The following is a 15,050-nucleotide window of genomic DNA, read 5'->3' on the forward strand; positions in this document are numbered from 1 at the left end:
CCTATCCTGCCGCGTAGGCGTCGGTCGGCGGGGAGTACAGGCGACGGCCTGGACCGGCGGTCGGGCCCGTTCGGGCCGGACCGTGGCGCGAAGGCATGCGCCTACCTCCAGCCGAAGGGCGGTTTGCCGGTACGGCATTTGTCGGTATGGCCAATGTTCCCCGGACCACCGCCGATGCCAGCATCGGCACATGCCGAACCAGCCGCCGCCGCTTCCGGACGCCGCCACCACGGTGCTGCCGCTCCGCGTACCGTCGCCCCGTGCGCGGCGCGGCGACGTCCAGGAGCCACCGCGCAGCGCGGCGACGCCCGCGACGCCGCCCGAACCGGCGGATCAGCAGGCCGCCCCGCCGGCACCCTCCATACCCCTCGCGCGGCGCGCGGCCGGGGAGTTCGTCGGGACGGCGGCCCTCGTCGCGGTCGTGGTCGGCTCCGGCATCCAGGCCACCACTCTGTCGTCCGACGTCGGGGTCCAGCTCCTCGCCAACGTCCTCGCGACGGTTCTCGGGCTCGGTGTGCTGATCCTGCTGCTCGGACCGGTCTCCGGGGCGCACTTCAACCCCGTGGTCACGCTCGCCGAGTGGTGGACCGCCCGGCACCGAGCAGCGGGCGCCACCGCCCGGGAGGTCGCCTCATACGTCGCCGCCCAAACCGCGGGCGCGATCTGCGGCGCGGTGCTCGCCGACGCGATGTTCGACCGCGCCCTCGTCGAGTGGTCCACCCAGGACCGGTCCGCCGGACACCTCCTGCTCGGCGAAGTCGTCGCCACAGCGGGGCTGGTGTTGCTGGTGTCCGGCCTCGCCCGGACGGGCCGCCTGCGGTTCGCGCCGGTCGCCGTCGCCGCGTACGTCGGTGCCGCGATCTGGTTCACCTCGTCCGCCTCGTTCGCCAACCCCGCGGTGACCGTCGGGCGTTCCTTCAGCGACACCTTCACCGGCATAGAACCGGCATCGGTCCCGGGATTCATAGCCGCCCAGTGCCTCGGCGGCGCGGTCGGCCTCGCCCTGGCGGCCCTCCTCTTCGGCCGCCCGACAGATCGGCGCGCCTGACCTGTCCAGGACAGGCCGTCCCAGGTCCAGCTCGCCCAGCTCACCGACCGTGTGACCGGCCAGGGACTGATGGACCGGAACGAGATCCGCACACTCGTTGAATCCCTCGGCGGGCTGCCTGGAATCCTGAAGAGGGGCGACTCGGCCGCAAAGCACGAGGTTTATGAGCTGCTGGGGCTGCGCCTGCGCTACGACCACAAAACGCGAACGGTGATGGTCGAAACTCGACCATCACCGTCTATGTGCGTAGTGAAAGTGTCCGAGGGGGGACTTGAACCCCCATGCCCTTGCGGGCACTAGCACCTCAAGCTAGCGCGTCTGCCTATTCCGCCACCCGGACCGGGTGTGTGGGCGTGGCCTTTGGGGCCGTGCCGACGTGGAGAACTGTATCAAAGATCGGGGGGTGGGCCGGCCGGGGGTGTGGTGGGCGCGGCGGGGTGGGCGGGGACATGTGGGGGACGTAGGCGGGGTGCAGGATGGGGCGGGCAGAGGTGTGGACGACGAGGAGGCGTGATGGCTGAGGGTGCCGGCGTGGGGACGGGTGCTGTGGGTGGCGGCGAGGCGGAGGTCGCGGAGCTCTGCCGGGACCTGATCCGGATCGACACGAGCAACTTCGGGGACGGGAGCGGGCCCGGGGAGCGCGGGGCGGCGGAGTTCGTCGCGGAGAAGCTGGCCGAGGTGGGGCTGGAGCCGGAGATCTTCGAGTCGGCCAAGGGGCGGGCCAGTGTCGTGGTGCGGGTGGAGGGGGAGGACCGGAGCCGGCCCGGGCTGCTGATCCACGGGCACACGGACGTGGTGCCGGCGAACGCGGCCGACTGGACGTACGACCCGTTCTCCGGGGAGATCGCCGACGGCTGCGTGTGGGGCCGCGGGGCGGTCGACATGAAGGACATGGACGCGATGGTGCTCGCGGTCATGCGGGACCGGCTGCGGACCGGGCGGAAGCCTCCGCGCGACGTGGTGCTGGCGTTCCTGGCGGACGAGGAGGCCGGCGGCACGTACGGCGCCCGGTACCTGGTCGACCAGAAGCCCGAGCTGTTCGAGGGGTGCAACGAGGCGATCGGGGAGGTGGGCGGGTTCTCGTTCACGGTGAACGACGACCTGCGGCTGTATCTCATCGAGACGGCCGAGAAGGGCATGGAGTGGATGAAGCTGGTCGTCGACGGGACGGCCGGCCACGGGTCGATGATCAACAAGGACAACGCGATCGTGGAGTTGTCGCGGGCGATCACGCGGCTGGGGGAGTACCAGTTCCCGCTGCGGCTGACGAAGTCGGTGCGGGCGTTCCTGGAGGAGGTCTCGGACGCGCTCGGGATCGAGCTGGACCCGGACGACCCCGAGGCGGCGATCGAGAAGCTCGGGCCGATCGCCCGGATCATCGGCGCGACGGTGCGCAACACGGCGCAGCCGACGATGCTCGGCTCCGGCTACAAGGTGAACGTGATTCCCGGCCAGGCGACCGCGCACGTGGACGGCCGGTTCCTGCCGGGCTACGAGGACGAGTTCTTCGAGCAGCTGGACGCCGTGCTGGGCCCGCGTGTCCGGCGTGAGCGGGTGCACGGCGACCGCGCGCTGGAGACCGACTTCGACGGCGCCCTGGTCGAGGCCATGGCGGCCGCGCTGAAGGCGGAGGACCCGGCGGCGCGGGCCGTACCGTACTGCCTTTCGGGCGGGACGGACGCCAAGTCGTTCGCCGACCTGGGCATCCGGTGCTTCGGTTTCGCGCCGCTGAAGCTGCCCGCGGACCTGGACTTCGCGGGCATGTTCCACGGCGTCGACGAGCGCGTTCCGGTGGACGGCCTGAAGTTCGGCGTGCGCGTGCTCGACCGGTTCATCGACGCCTGCTGACCCTCCGCAAGATCAACCCTAAAAGGTGAATCGCCGACCGGGTGCGTAGCCTCGCCAAACCGATGTCGTTTCCCCTTGTGCGGCTCCCAAGCGGGCCGTGGTTCCGACAAGGAGGACTGAAACACATGAAGAAGATGGGCAAGGTCGCGGTTCTGGCCCTCGCGACCGGTGGACTGGCGCTCGCGGGCACCGGCGCGGCGATGGCGGACGCGGACGCCAACAGCGCGGCCGTGGGCTCCCCCGGTGTCGGCTCGGGCAACGACATCGAGGTGCCGATCCACATCCCCGTGAACGTGTGCGGCAACAGCGTCAGCGTGATCGGCCTGCTGAACCCCACGTTCGGCAACTTCTGCGCCAACGCCTGATTCGTCGCGTAGCGAACGGCCCCGGGACCTGCGGTTCCGGGGCTGTTTCGCATGCCCGCGTACGGAGTTCGAGCCCGACGGGGGAGGTCCACGAATGGGGGAATGGGATGGTCGTAGGAAATCCTGAATCTCATCCGAACGAGCGAAAATAACGTCCGTACGTGCCGAGTTAAGTGACTTGAACTGATCGAACCCTGTTAATGCCGTTGCGGGGTATCTCCCGCCCCTCACACGGAAGACACAGGGGAACTCCTATGCAACAGCTTGCCAAGAAGGGGCTGTTGGTGGCTGTCGCGGCCTCGGGCGCACTAGCGTCCGCGTCCGTCGGCATCGCCAACGCCGGCAGCGGTGCGCAAGGGGCCGCCGTGGGCTCACCGGGTGTGGCTTCGGGCAATGTCGTGCAGGTACCGGTCCACGTGCCGGTGAACGTATGCGGCAACACTGTCAATGTCGTGGGTCTCCTGAACCCGGCCTTCGGCAACAAGTGCGCGAACGTGTCCGGCTACAAGCCGCCGCACACGACGCCGCACTGCGGCACCAACCCGACCTGCCCGCCCACGCTGGGCCCGCCGCCTTCGTCGCCGCCTCCGCCGCCGACGACGCACAAGCCGCCGACGACGCACAAGCCGCCGGCGTGCGCTCCGGTCGAGACCTGCCCGCCGACGACGCACAAGCCGCCGACGACGATGCCGCCGCCCACGACGCACAGGCCGCCGTCGACGATGCCGCCTCCGCCGCCGACGTCGCACAAGCCGCCGTGGACGATGCCGCCGCCGCCCACGACGTCGTGCCCGCCGCCTCCGCCGCCCACGACGTGCCCGCCGACCACGCGTCCGCCGACCACGCATCCGCCGACGACGAGGCCGCCGACCACGCATCCGCCGACGACCACGCCGCCTACGACGACGCCGCCGACCACGGCGCCGCCGACGACGACCCCGCCGACGACCACGCCGCCTACGACGACGCCGCCGACCACGGCGCCGCCCACGACGACGCCGCCGACGACCAAGCCGCCCACCAGCGGTCCGCCGTCGACCAAGCCGCCCACGACGGCCCCGCCCGCCAGCACTCCGCCGGCCGGGACCAACGGTGGCGGTACGACCGGGGGCAACACCACTCCCCCCAAGCACGGTCTCGCGAGGACCGGCGCCGCCACCATGGTGCTGGCTCCCGCGGGCGTCGCGTTCCTGCTCGGCGGTGTGATCCTCTACCGCCGCTCCCGGCCGAACCAGGGCTGAGCGCGGCACTGAGGGTGCCCTAGGGCAACCGGCGAGAAGCACGAAAACAGCGAAGGCCGTCCACTCCGCGTAGAGCGGGTGGGCGGCCTTCGCCGTGCGGAGGACGGGACCTTACGTGTGGTGCGGGAGGGTCAGAACGTGCGCAGCTGACGGATGATCCTTCGGCGCAGGACCACCTTGCGGCTGCCGTCCCTGCGGATCGTCAGCCGATCCAACTCCCACAGCCCGTACTCCGCGTGCTCGGTCAGGATGCGCCGAGCGTCGCCGCGCGACGTGCCGCGCGGCAGGTGCAGCTGCTGGAACTCGTAGTCCGCCAATCGATCACCCCACATAGCCCGGACAGTTACGAACCACCGATTCACCAACGTATCGGCATCCGGCATCACAACCATTGTGCGCAACCGGGGCTGTTGCGGATAGCGTCATGCCATGACCGGTGTTGCTGAGCCCACCCCCGAGCAGGTCCGAGCAGCCGCTGAGGCACTCAAGTCGGCCGTCGACCGCCACCTGGCCGCCGTCGAGCGGCGGCAGGGCGAGAGCGACCCGGCCGTGTTCGCCGCGTACGACGAACTGGCCGCCGCGGCCGAGGCGTACGACGAGGTGCTCTACGACGTCTACGACGAGGTCACGCCGTTCGAGGTGCCCGACCGCTCCGAGGCCGAGGACTACCTCGGCCCGGAGAACCCGGACGCCATCAGCGTGCTGATCCGTCGCGACTACATCGTCAAGGACGCGCTCACGCTCCTCGACCACGCCCGCCGCGCCGACGCCGAGTCGGACGAGCCGGGCGGCGGCGAGGGCGTCGAGACGACGTCCACCGCGCTCGCGGTGCTGTTCGACGTCTACGACCCCGACGAGATCGCCGCACGCGCCGAGGAACTCGGGCTGGAGTCGGGCGACTCGACGCTGTGGGTCGCGGCCGTCGAGCAGGGCGACCCGGGGGAGTGGCTCGACGCGCCGTTCGACGACATCGACCCGCGCGGCGTGATCTACCGCTTCGAGACGAGCACGGCGTACGAGGACGACCTCGAGGCGCTGGAGGAAGACCTGCGCTGACGCGCGACGGGCCGACGGTCGGGGTCGGCCGCCGACGAGGCCCGGGTTATGGGCGGACGCCGCGACGGATGCCCGCCTGGGCCTGACCTGCCGCCGGTGGGATCGGGGCGGACGCCGCGACGGACGCCCGCCCCAGGCTGACCTGGCTGCTCCTGCCGGACCGCGCCTGGCCCGGCCGTGCCGGACATGGCCGCGCCCGACCCGGCCGTTCGGCCGGGTGGTCGGCGTCAGGCCGGCCCCTCCTCGACCAGCCCCGACTCCGAGGCCGCCGCCTTCAGCGCGTCCGCGAGCCGGGTCGTACGGGCACCGGTGGGCTGCTGGGCGACCGCCTGCGGCAGCGTTCCACCGGCGGCGTACACGACCGACAGGTGCCGGGTGCCACGCGTGAACGCCGTGTAGACCAGCGGCCGCGTCAGGAGCTGCGCCGCGTCGCCGGGCATCATCGCGACCGCGCCGGGACGCCGCACACCGGACGCCTGCGCGACCGTCACCGCCCAGCCGTGCCGCAGCTCGTGCAGGCGGCCGCGCGGGACCACCACCGGCCGCTCGGGGGCGTCCCGGAACGCGACCGCCAGGCCGTCCGCGACCGCCTCGACGACCCGGCCCTCGACGAGCCCGGTCGACCGCGGCGGCGGAACGCGTACGACACGGTCGCCGACGTCGAAGCCGGCGAACTGGCCGGGGCCCGGGTTGAGGCGCGCCTTGAGCGCCGTGTTGAGCGCGGCACTGCCGGCGCTCCCGCCGTGCGCCGGGGTCACGACCAGCACGTCCTCGGACGGGATGCCGAGCGCGCGCGGGATCGAGTCGCCGACCAGCTGCACACACCGGTGCACCGCCTCGGCGGCGGACCGGGCCGCGACCAGCACGACCTGCCGGTCGGGCGACTCCACCTGCGGCAGCCGGCCGCCCCGTACGCCGCCCGCGAGCCGGCCGAGCACACCCGGAGCGGAGCCGTCCGACGTGACCACGGGCAGCAGACCGCTGTCCCGCAGGTCGGCGAAGACCCGCCCCGGACCGGCCGATTCGAGCTCGCCGGAGTCGCCGGCCAGCACGACGCGGCCGCCGTCGGGGAGGGCCTCGAGGACGGCCGCGGCCGCCTCGACGTCCAGCAGATGCGCGTCGACGACGACCAGCAGGTCGAGGTCGAGCAGGCCGTCGACGTCCCGGCCGGGGCCCTCGGCGCCGCGCAGCAGGCCTGACAGCGACACGGCGTCGCTCTCCGGCGCGGACGCGCGCAGCAGCTCCCGGCCGTCGGTGGTGGGCGCGGCGACGACCGCACGGACGCCTTCCGCGGCGGCCCGCGCGGCGAGGGCCACGGGACCGCCCGGAACGGCCTCACCGGGGCCGACGGCGAACAGCACGACCGCGGCGCCGCGCAGGGCGGCGCCCAGGGCCTTGCCCGCGGCGCCTTCCGCGGCGGTCAGGGCCGGGTCGTCCGACGGTTCGACGGTGGAGACGAGGCGCACGACGGCGTCGGCGATGCTCTCCTCCGCGAGCGCGTAGCGCTCCAACGCGACCTGGACGGGGCGGTCCGACGCGAACGGGTCGGCGAAGTCCGGGTCCTCGAAGTCGTCCTCGCCGAACTCGTCGAAGTCGGGGTAGTCGTCGGGCTCGTCGAAATCCGCGAAGTCCTCGACGACAGGTGTCGGTTCGGGACGCTCGGCGAACGCCATGACGCGACCGGCCTCATAGGCGGAACGCAGGGCGGCGCCGGGATCGGGCACACCGAAGTGCCGCAGCACATCGCGGACCGCGGCCGCGTCGACGGCCGTGTGGCCCTCATAGGCGGCGCGCGTCAGGTGCCACGAGACCAACGCATGCGCCCGCCGCTCGTCCCCGGGGTCGGGCACCCGCCCCTCGGCCTCCTGCGCGAACAGATCGGCCTTCTCCGGCGACACACCGGGCACAGCGAGCAGCACCCAGGGATCGGCGCCCAGCAACTCGGCGGCCTCCGCCCCGACCGCCGCAATCACCTGCGGAGCGAGCGCGGCAGGCGCCCCACCGGCGGTGAGCAGCGCCGCGACGGCGGCAACGGCCGCCTCGTCGACAGGCGCATCAAGCGCGTCGCCGTCGACGGGAGCCCGCCCGGCGGAGGCCTTGGGCCGCACCCGCCGCTCGACCCGCGCCGCAGGCTCATCGGGCACACGCTCGGGCTCGGCGGCGCCGGTGTGGGGGAGCGCACCGGGCACGGCCCAGGGAATGTCGTCGGCATCGTCCCGGACGACCCGGCGGACCGACGGGATGGCCTGGCTGGACGACGTGGCGGCCTGGCGCGACGACGCGCCGCCAGGCGCTGTCGACCCCAGAGCGGCGGAGTCGGCCTGCTCGGTGGCGTCGAGCCCCGTCGCCGACGCGGCGCTCCGCGTGGCCTCGCTGGGCGGCGCAGACGATCCAGCTGCAGCGGAAGACGACTTTGCGCGCGCACGGGCGCCAGCGTCCGCAGCAGGGGCTTGCTCCTCGTCCTCAACCGCGGGCCGGCCGGTGGTGTCGTCCAGCGACTCCGTCGCGGACGCGTCGGCTTGAGACCCGTCGCTCGACGCGCCGCCAGGCGTCGCGGTGGGCGGGGCGCCCTGGGTGGCGGCCCCGACCGGCTCCGCGGGCGATTGCGTCTCGGCGGAGCCGCCCTCGTCGCTCTCAGCCGCGGCGGGCTTCCGGGGGCCCTTCGTCTTCGGCTTCGGCTCGTCGGGGCCCGGGGTGTCCCCCTCGCCCTTCGACTGCTTCGGTAGGGCCGGGGGTGGCGGGGCCTCCTGCTCGGCCTCGGCTGCCGCCTGGGCGGCTGCTTCCGCGGCGTGGCGGGCGTCGATCGCGGCTACCGCGGCACGGAGGTCGGCCAGGGTGGCGTCGGGGCCCGGTTGGGGGTCGGGGACGTTCGAACGGGGGCTCATTCTCGTCATCTCAAGCGGTCGGTCGGCGTGGCGGCGCGTCCGCCGTTACGCCTGGCTCCAGTCGTGGTCGGGATACCCCGTCAGCGGCGCGGACACGTCGTCCAGGGCGGCACGGATCTCCGTCGGGAGGGTCAGACCCTCGGCGGCCAGGGAGGCCCGGAGCTGGCCGGCGTTGCGGGCGCCGACGATCGGGGCGACGACGCCGGGGCGGTCGCGGACCCAGGACAGGGCGACCTCGATCGGGGCGGCGCCGAGGCCGTCGGCGGCGGTGGCGACCGCGTCGACGATGCGGCGCGAGTCGGCGTCGAGGTAGGTGGCGACGAACGGGCCCATGTCGGCGGACGCCCCGCGCGAGTCGGCCGGCATGCCGTGCCGGTACTTGCCGGTCAGCACGCCGCGCCCCAGCGGGGACCACGGGAGCAGGCCGACGCCCAGGTCAAGGGCCGCCGGCAGGACCTCGCGTTCGATGCCGCGCTGCAGCAGCGAGTACTCCATCTGCGCGCTGGCGACGACGACCCGTCCGGGCGCCGCGAGCTGCCACGTGGCGGCCTTGGCGAGCTGCCAGCCGCAGAAGTTGGACACGCCGACGTACCGGGCGCGCCCGCTGGAGACGGCGAGTTCGAGCGCGTGGAGGGTCTCGTCGAGCGGCGTGGCCGGGTCGTAGGCGTGCAGCTGCCACAGGTCGACGTGGTCGGTGCCCATGCGGGCCAGCGACGCGTCGAGGGCCTGCAGCAGGTGGGCGCGCGAGCCGTCGAACCGGCGTTCGCTGTACGGCACGCTGGCGGCCTTGGTGGCGATGACCACTTCGGAGCGCGGCACGTATCCGTCGAGCAGCCGGCCGAGCAGGTATTCGGCCTCGCCGTCGGCGTAGACGTCGGCGGTGTCGACGAGGTTGCCGCCCGCGTCGAGGAAGGCCTTCATCTGGTCCGCGGCGTCTTGCTCGTCGGTGTCCCGCCCCCAGGTCATCGTGCCGAGGCCGGTCCGGGATACCCGCAGTCCGGTGCGGCCCAGATGTCGCTGCTCCATGGATCGGGAGACTAGCCGTTCCGGGGGACGGGGCGCGGATGGCGGGGCCGTACGAGCGTGCGCCGTGTGCCGTTCCACGGTCTTGCCCCAGGCAGGTTACTGAGCGGTAGTAATAGCGGTAGGGTCCGTCCTGACACAGACCGACACAAGAGGGGTATCGGCATGGGCATGCGGCTCGGCATCAACCTCGGTTACTTCGGCGCGGGCAACGACGCCGACAACCTCGCCGTCGCGCAGGAGGCCGACCGGCTCGGCTACTCGGTGTGCTGGGCGGCCGAGGCGTACGGCTCCGACGCCGCCACCGTGCTGACCTGGGTCGCCGCCCAGACCGAGCGCATCGACGTCGGCTCGGCGATCTTCCAGATCCCGGCCCGCACCCCGGCGATGACCGCGATGACCGCCGCCACGCTCGACGTGCTGTCCGGCGGCCGCTTCCGGCTCGGCCTCGGCGTCTCGGGCCCGCAGGTCTCCGAGGGCTGGTACGGCGTCCGCTTCGACAAGCCGCTCGCCCGCACCCGCGAGTACGTCGAGATCATCCGCAAGGCGATGCGCCGCGAGCGCCTGGAGCACCACGGCGCGCACTGGGACCTGCCGCTGCCCGGCGGCCCCGGCAAGCCGGTCAAGCTGACCGTGCACCCCGTGCGCGAGCACATCCCGCTGTACATCGCCGCGGTCGGCCCGAAGAACCTCGAGCTGACCGGCGAGATCGCCGACGGCTGGCTGGGCGTCTTCTACGCGCCCGAGCACGCCGAGGAGTCCCTGGCGCACGTCCGGGCGGGCCGCGAGAAGGCCGGCCTGGGCATGGACGGCTTCGACGTCGTCCCGACCGCGATGGTCTCGCTCGGCGACGACCCGGTCGAGGCCGCGCACGCCGTCCGCGGGTACGCCGCGCTCTACATCGGCGGCATGGGCAGCCGCGAGCAGAACTTCTACAACAAGCTCGCCGTGCGCATGGGCTACGAGAAGGAAGCCGTCGAGATCCAGGACAAGTTCCTGGCGAAGGACTACATGGGCGCCGGCATGGCCGTCCCGCACGACCTCATCGACAAGACCGCGCTGCTCGGCACCAAGGAGCGCATCGCCGACCGCATGCAGGCGTACGCGGACAGCGGCGTCACCACCCTGACCGTCGCGCCGACCGCCGACAGCCTCGAGGGCCGCATCGCGACGCTGCGCACGATCGCCGAGGCGCTGGAGCTGTCCGGCCGGGGCTGACCCCCCGCCGGACCGCCCGACCGGCTACCGGGGGCCCGGGACCCGGTCCGCCACGACCTGCGCGAACTCCAGCAGGCGGCGGATCTGGCCCGGGCCTCCGTCGTCCAGCGACTTGCTGAACCGGTACGCCTCCTGCCGGAACCGCCCGGTGGAGGTGCCCTCCTCGCCCCGCACGGTCGCGATCTCCTGAAGTGTGGGCGTCGCCAGGAACACGTACGCCCCGCGCATCTCGCGCTCTCCGTCGGCACCGGTGCCGACGAGGGTTCTTATGCCGACGTGCGACACCGACCCGAGCGGGATGACCTGCACCGACGAGTCGAGCACCGTGCCGCCGGGCGCGGACGCGTCCGTCATGTCCTCGCTGTGCCACAGCACCAGCCGGTGGTCGTCGCAGACCGCGGCCTCCTGCCACACGGAGGTGCCGTTCGCGTTGATGTCCACGACGCGTTCGAGGGTGAACCCACGCACCGGCCGGCGCCCCAGCACCGAGCCGAGCGCCTCCATGGCGATGTCGGGGTGCAGGAGGTACGCCCGCACCGCGTCCTCCAGTTCGCGGTGCGAGGACCAGTCGGCGCCCGCGGCACCGGAACCCGGAACCACGGGTGGCTCCGTCCGCGACATGCGCTGCCTACCCGGCCTGCCGAACATCCCCACCTGCTCTCCCCTGGCCTGCTTACCGCACCAGCCTAAGCGGGGATCGGCGTGGGAAGTGCCGGGGCGGGGTGCTGAAGCCCGCTCCGGGGGATCACGAAAGAGTGCATCACGCCGATCCCGGCACGTAATTGCCACGTCACAGGCTCGACATCGGCACGTAATTACGGCCGGGGCGGGGGGTTCGAGCAGCCCCGCCGCGGCCGTCATCCATTCCAACGACCGTGCCCTGAAAGGGTTGTGGGCCGACGCGGCGGAAACCGCCGAGCCCACTCGTGTGGGTGACGGGGCGCGCCGCACGGATGTGGGTGGCGTCACAGCCAGCCGCGGCGCCGGAACATTCTGTGGATGCCCACACAGGCGGCCGCCATCACGAGGAGCACCGTCGGGTAGCCCCATGCCTGCCGCAGCTCGGGCATGTGGTCGAAGTTCATCCCGTAGACGCCGGCGATCATCGTCGGCACCGCGGCGATCGCCGCCCACGCCGAGATCTTGCGCATGTCCTCGTTCTGCCGCACGCCGACCTGCGCGAGGTTCGCGCTCAGCACGTCCGACAGCAGCCGGTCGAACGACTCGACCTGCTCGTTCACCCGGGAGAGGTGGTCGCCGACGTCCCGGAAGAACGGCTGGGTCTCCGTCGGGACGTACATCACCTCGGCCGACGACAGCCTCCGCACCGGCTCGCTCAGCGGCAGCGACGCCCGCCGGAACTCCAGCACCTCGCGCTTGAGCAGGTAGATCGACTCGGCGTCGTTGTCGCGGTGCGCCGAGAACACCCGGCTCTCCAGCTCCTGGAGGTCGATCTCCAGCTCGTTCGCGACCGCCACGTACGCGTCCACGACCGCGTCGCACACCGCGTACAGCACCGCGCCGGGCCCGTGCCTGAGCACGTCCTCCTTCGCCTCCAGGCGCTTGCGGACCTGGCCGAGCGGATTGCCGTGGCCGTGCCGCACCGTGACGATGAACGAGTCGCCGACGAAGACCATCAGCTCGCCGGTCTCCACGCTCGACGTCTCGTCGATGTAGTACAGCGTCTTGAGGACCACGAACACCGAGTCGTCGAAGAGCTCCAGCTTCGGGCGCTGGTGTGCGTGCAGCGCGTCCTCGACGGCCAGCGGGTGCAGCCCGAACTCGCTGGTCACGATGTCGAACTCCGTCTCGGTGGGCTCGTGCAGGCCGATCCACAGGAAGGCGTCGCCGGAGGCCCTGGCCTCGTCGAGCGCGTCCGAGAAGTCGGTCGGGCCCTGGGTGCGTACCCCGTTGCGGTAGATGGCGCAGTCCACGATCACCTGGCCATTGTGTCGGGTGCGCGGCCCAGGTGGGAGGACACCGTCCGGCACGCCGGACCCGTCCCGGCCGTAGAGTGATCGGATGGCGACGCTGCTCCTGGTCCGGCACGGCCGGACCACCGCGAACTCCTCGGGCGTACTGGCCGGCTGGACCCCAGGGGTCCGCCTCGACGAACGGGGGCGCGAGCAGGCCGCCGCGCTCGCCCGCCGGATCGCCGACGTGCCGCTGGCCGCCGTCGTCTCCAGCCCGCTGGAGCGGTGCCGCGAGACGTCCGCCGAGATCGCCGCCGTCCGCGAGGGCACCAAGCTCGCGCTCGACGCCGGCGTGCAGGTGGACGACCGCGTCGGAGAGTGCCGCTACGGCGACTGGACGGGCCGCGAGATCAAGACGCTGGTCAAGGACCCGCTGTGGCCCGTCGTGCAGAACCACCCGAGCGCGGTGGTCTTCCCCGGCGAGGGCGGCGAGGCGCTGCGCGACACGCAGGCCCGCGCGGTCGCCGCGGTGCGCGACTGGAACGCGCGCCTGGAGGCCGAGCACGGCCCCGAGGCGCAGTACCTGATGTGCTCGCACGGCGACGTCATCAAGGCGATCGTCGCCGACGCGCTCGGCCTGCACCTCGACCTGTTCCAGCGCATCATGGTCGACCCGTGCTCCCTCACGGTCGTCCGGTACGGCACCATGCGGCCGTTCGTCGCCCGCCTGAACGACACGGGCGGCGGCGTCGAAGGGCTGATCCCCGCGCCCAAGCGCCGCCGCGCCAAGGCGTCCTCGGGCGGCAAATCCGGCGTTTCCCGGAAATCCGCGGCGGCAACCGACGACGCGGTGGTGGGAGGCGGAGCCGGAGCCCCATAAGGTGCACCGGAGGGGTATGCGCTCCTGGAGGCACCCCGCAAGACGTCGCACCCCCGCAGTCCTTGTCCAGTACCCGTGAATGAGTAGTACGGAGCAGCTCGTGCCCCGCCAGGTCTTCCTGTACGACCCCCCGGACCGTTTCGTCGCAGGCACGGTCGGCGAACCAGGGCAGCGCACCTTCTTCCTGCAGGCCTCGGCCGGCGGGCGCGTCACCAGCGTCGCGCTGGAGAAGGCGCAGGTCGCGGTCCTCGCCGAACGCGTCGACGAACTGCTCGACGAACTGGTGCGGCGCAGCGGCGGCGAGACCCCCGTGCCGGCCGTCGCGCCGCCGGACCTGGAGGACGCCGCGCCGCTCGAGGCGCCGATCCTCGAGGAGTTCCGGGTCGGGACGATGGCGCTCGCGTGGGACTCGGACGACGACCGGCTCGTCGTCGAGGCGCAGGCACAGGTCCCCGACGACGACAACCCCGAGGACACGCTGCTCGGCGAGGACGACGAAGAAGGGCCGCCGCTGCTGCGCGTGCGGCTGACCGGGCCGATGGCGCGGGCGTTCGCCAAGCGCGCGCTGCTCGTGGTCGCCGCCGGCCGTCCCCCGTGCCCGTTCTGCGGGCTCCCGATGGACGCCGACGGCCACATCTGCCCCCGCGCGAACGGATACCGCCGCTGAGCGCCGCGAACGGCCCCGCAGGCGACGTGGGCAACGTGCCTCCGCCGACCACGCCCGACCCGACCGGCGGCCTGGACGCGGCCGCCGTGGACGAGTTGCTCACGCGCGGCGAGATCACCGTCGAGGGGCGGCTGCGGGACGCGTCGAACGCGACGCTGTACTGCCGCATCGCGTACGAAGGCGTCGAGCGCGAGTGCGTGTGGAAGCCGGTCGCGGGCGAACGGCCGTTGTGGGACTTCCCGGACGGGACGCTCGCGGGGCGCGAGGTCGCGACGTACGCGCTGTCCGAGGCCCTCGGCTGGAACATCGTGCCGCCGACCGTGCACCGCGAGGGGCCTTACGGCCCGGGCATGTGCCAGCTGTGGATGCCGGGCGAGCCGGGCGAGGGCCTCGTGGGCCTGACCGACGGGCCCGAGCCCGAACCGGGCTGGCTGCCGATCGCGCAGGTCGCGGTCGACGACGGCGAAGGCGGTCAGAAGCCGGCGCTGCTGTGCCACCTGGCGAGCGAACCGATGCGCCGCATCGCGGTGTTCGACGCCGTCGTGAACAACGCCGACCGCAAGGGCGGGCACCTGCTGCCCGGCCCGGACGGCCACGTGTACGGCATCGACCACGGCATCTGCCTGCACACCGAGAACAAGTTGCGGACGCTGCTGTGGGGTTGGGCCGACGAACCGCTGACCGACGAGGCCCTGGAAGCCCTGCGCGGCCTGCGCGACGCCCTCACGACGGGCCTGGACGCCGCCCTGGCGGCCCATCTGACCAAGCCCGAGGTCGAGGCCGTGGGAGCCCGTGTGGCCCGCCTCCTGGACACCGGCCGCCACCCGCTCCCGACCCCGGGGCGGCGCCCGGCGGTTCCGTGGCCGCTGATCTGACGTCGAACGCAGAACATAGAACACAGAACAC

Annotated in this window: 14 protein-coding genes, 1 tRNA gene and 1 pseudogene; 9 read left to right on the plus strand and 7 right to left on the minus strand. The window is 72.8% G+C overall.

All coding sequences use genetic code 11. The annotated features are described in order from the left end of the window. Positions 1-190: 190 nt before the first annotated feature. On the plus strand, positions 191-1,048 hold the full coding sequence (locus tag QI554_RS28860) for an aquaporin (protein WP_281473846.1): 858 nt from the start codon (positions 191-193) through the stop codon (positions 1,046-1,048). Between the two features lie 256 nt (positions 1,049-1,304). On the opposite strand, the gene QI554_RS28865 is transcribed toward QI554_RS28860, so the two are convergent. Continuing rightward, positions 1,305-1,388, minus strand: a tRNA-Leu gene (locus QI554_RS28865). Between the two features lie 173 nt (positions 1,389-1,561). On the opposite strand from QI554_RS28865, the gene QI554_RS28870 reads away from it, so the two are divergent. The 3 genes and pseudogenes from QI554_RS28870 to QI554_RS28880 all read left to right on the plus strand — a co-directional run. Continuing rightward, positions 1,562-2,896, plus strand: coding sequence for a M20/M25/M40 family metallo-hydrolase (locus QI554_RS28870; RefSeq protein WP_281473848.1), 1,335 nt, complete (start codon positions 1,562-1,564; stop codon positions 2,894-2,896). Between the two features lie 125 nt (positions 2,897-3,021). Next, on the plus strand, positions 3,022-3,261 hold the full coding sequence (locus QI554_RS28875; protein ID WP_281473850.1) for a chaplin: 240 nt from the start codon (positions 3,022-3,024) through the stop codon (positions 3,259-3,261). A gap of 254 nt (positions 3,262-3,515) precedes the next feature. Continuing rightward, positions 3,516-3,743 (plus strand): annotated as a pseudogene (locus tag QI554_RS28880) (chaplin); the annotation flags it as partial. A 20-nt stretch (positions 3,744-3,763) separates the two neighbouring features. Here the strand turns inward: QI554_RS28880 and QI554_RS28885 are convergent. Both QI554_RS28885 and QI554_RS28890 read right to left on the minus strand, forming a co-directional pair. Then, on the minus strand, positions 3,764-4,312 hold the full coding sequence (locus QI554_RS28885; RefSeq protein ID WP_281473968.1) for a hypothetical protein: 549 nt from the start codon (positions 4,310-4,312) through the stop codon (positions 3,764-3,766). A 321-nt stretch (positions 4,313-4,633) separates the two neighbouring features. Continuing rightward, complete coding sequence (locus tag QI554_RS28890; RefSeq protein ID WP_281473960.1) at positions 4,634-4,819, minus strand: DUF5703 family protein; 186 nt, start codon at positions 4,817-4,819, stop codon at positions 4,634-4,636. 112 nt (positions 4,820-4,931) lie between these two features. Here QI554_RS28890 and QI554_RS28895 point away from each other — a divergent pair, with 112 nt between their 5' ends. Further along, entirely contained in the window at positions 4,932-5,558 is a 627-nt protein-coding gene (locus QI554_RS28895) for a hypothetical protein (protein WP_281473852.1), read from the plus strand. 227 nt (positions 5,559-5,785) lie between these two features. Here QI554_RS28895 and QI554_RS28900 read toward each other — a convergent pair whose 3' ends face one another. Together QI554_RS28900 and QI554_RS28905 are read right to left on the minus strand one after the other, a co-directional pair. Further along, positions 5,786-8,443 (minus strand): helix-hairpin-helix domain-containing protein, encoded by a 2,658-nt coding sequence (locus QI554_RS28900; RefSeq protein ID WP_281473853.1) that lies wholly within the window; start codon positions 8,441-8,443, stop codon positions 5,786-5,788. A 45-nt stretch (positions 8,444-8,488) separates the two neighbouring features. Then, a complete protein-coding gene (locus QI554_RS28905) occupies positions 8,489-9,469 on the minus strand; it encodes an aldo/keto reductase (protein WP_281473854.1) in 981 nt (326 codons plus the stop codon). Between the two features lie 168 nt (positions 9,470-9,637). Here QI554_RS28905 and QI554_RS28910 point away from each other — a divergent pair, with 168 nt between their 5' ends. Next, positions 9,638-10,684 (plus strand): LLM class F420-dependent oxidoreductase, encoded by a 1,047-nt coding sequence (locus tag QI554_RS28910; protein WP_281473962.1) that lies wholly within the window; start codon positions 9,638-9,640, stop codon positions 10,682-10,684. Positions 10,685-10,708: 24 nt separating this feature from the next. Here QI554_RS28910 and QI554_RS28915 read toward each other — a convergent pair whose 3' ends face one another. Further along, entirely contained in the window at positions 10,709-11,284 is a 576-nt protein-coding gene (locus QI554_RS28915) for a hypothetical protein (protein WP_281473856.1), read from the minus strand. 365 nt (positions 11,285-11,649) lie between these two features. Continuing rightward, positions 11,650-12,624, minus strand: coding sequence for a magnesium/cobalt transporter CorA (gene corA, locus QI554_RS28920; protein ID WP_281473857.1), 975 nt, complete (start codon positions 12,622-12,624; stop codon positions 11,650-11,652). 82 nt (positions 12,625-12,706) lie between these two features. Here corA and QI554_RS28925 point away from each other — a divergent pair, with 82 nt between their 5' ends. The 3 genes from QI554_RS28925 (at position 12,707) to QI554_RS28935 (ending at position 15,019) form a co-directional block, all read left to right on the plus strand. After that, a complete protein-coding gene (locus QI554_RS28925; protein WP_281473858.1) occupies positions 12,707-13,477 on the plus strand; it encodes a histidine phosphatase family protein in 771 nt (256 codons plus the stop codon). A 100-nt stretch (positions 13,478-13,577) separates the two neighbouring features. Further along, on the plus strand, positions 13,578-14,144 hold the full coding sequence (locus tag QI554_RS28930) for a DUF3090 domain-containing protein (RefSeq protein ID WP_281473964.1): 567 nt from the start codon (positions 13,578-13,580) through the stop codon (positions 14,142-14,144). 35 nt (positions 14,145-14,179) lie between these two features. Then, positions 14,180-15,019 carry an SCO1664 family protein gene (locus QI554_RS28935; protein ID WP_281473966.1) on the plus strand — a complete coding sequence of 280 codons (840 nt, stop codon included), beginning with the start codon at positions 14,180-14,182 and terminating at the stop codon, positions 15,017-15,019. The last annotated feature ends 31 nt before the right edge of the window (positions 15,020-15,050 follow it).

This window comes from Yinghuangia seranimata, assembly GCF_029953285.1.
Lineage (GTDB): Bacteria > Actinomycetota > Actinomycetes > Streptomycetales > Streptomycetaceae > Yinghuangia > Yinghuangia seranimata.

Coding starts and splice junctions, on each gene's coding strand:
- QI554_RS28900 (WP_281473853.1), bottom strand. CDS start 8,443: ATGAGCCCCCGTTCGAACGTCCCCGACCCCCAACCGGGCCCCGACGCC.
- QI554_RS28895 (WP_281473852.1), top strand. CDS start 4,932: ATGACCGGTGTTGCTGAGCCCACCCCCGAGCAGGTCCGAGCAGCCGCT.
- QI554_RS28925 (WP_281473858.1), top strand. CDS start 12,707: ATGGCGACGCTGCTCCTGGTCCGGCACGGCCGGACCACCGCGAACTCC.
- QI554_RS28860 (WP_281473846.1), top strand. CDS start 191: ATGCCGAACCAGCCGCCGCCGCTTCCGGACGCCGCCACCACGGTGCTG.
- QI554_RS28870 (WP_281473848.1), top strand. CDS start 1,562: ATGGCTGAGGGTGCCGGCGTGGGGACGGGTGCTGTGGGTGGCGGCGAG.
- QI554_RS28905 (WP_281473854.1), bottom strand. CDS start 9,469: ATGGAGCAGCGACATCTGGGCCGCACCGGACTGCGGGTATCCCGGACC.
- QI554_RS28875 (WP_281473850.1), top strand. CDS start 3,022: ATGAAGAAGATGGGCAAGGTCGCGGTTCTGGCCCTCGCGACCGGTGGA.
- QI554_RS28910 (WP_281473962.1), top strand. CDS start 9,638: ATGCGGCTCGGCATCAACCTCGGTTACTTCGGCGCGGGCAACGACGCC.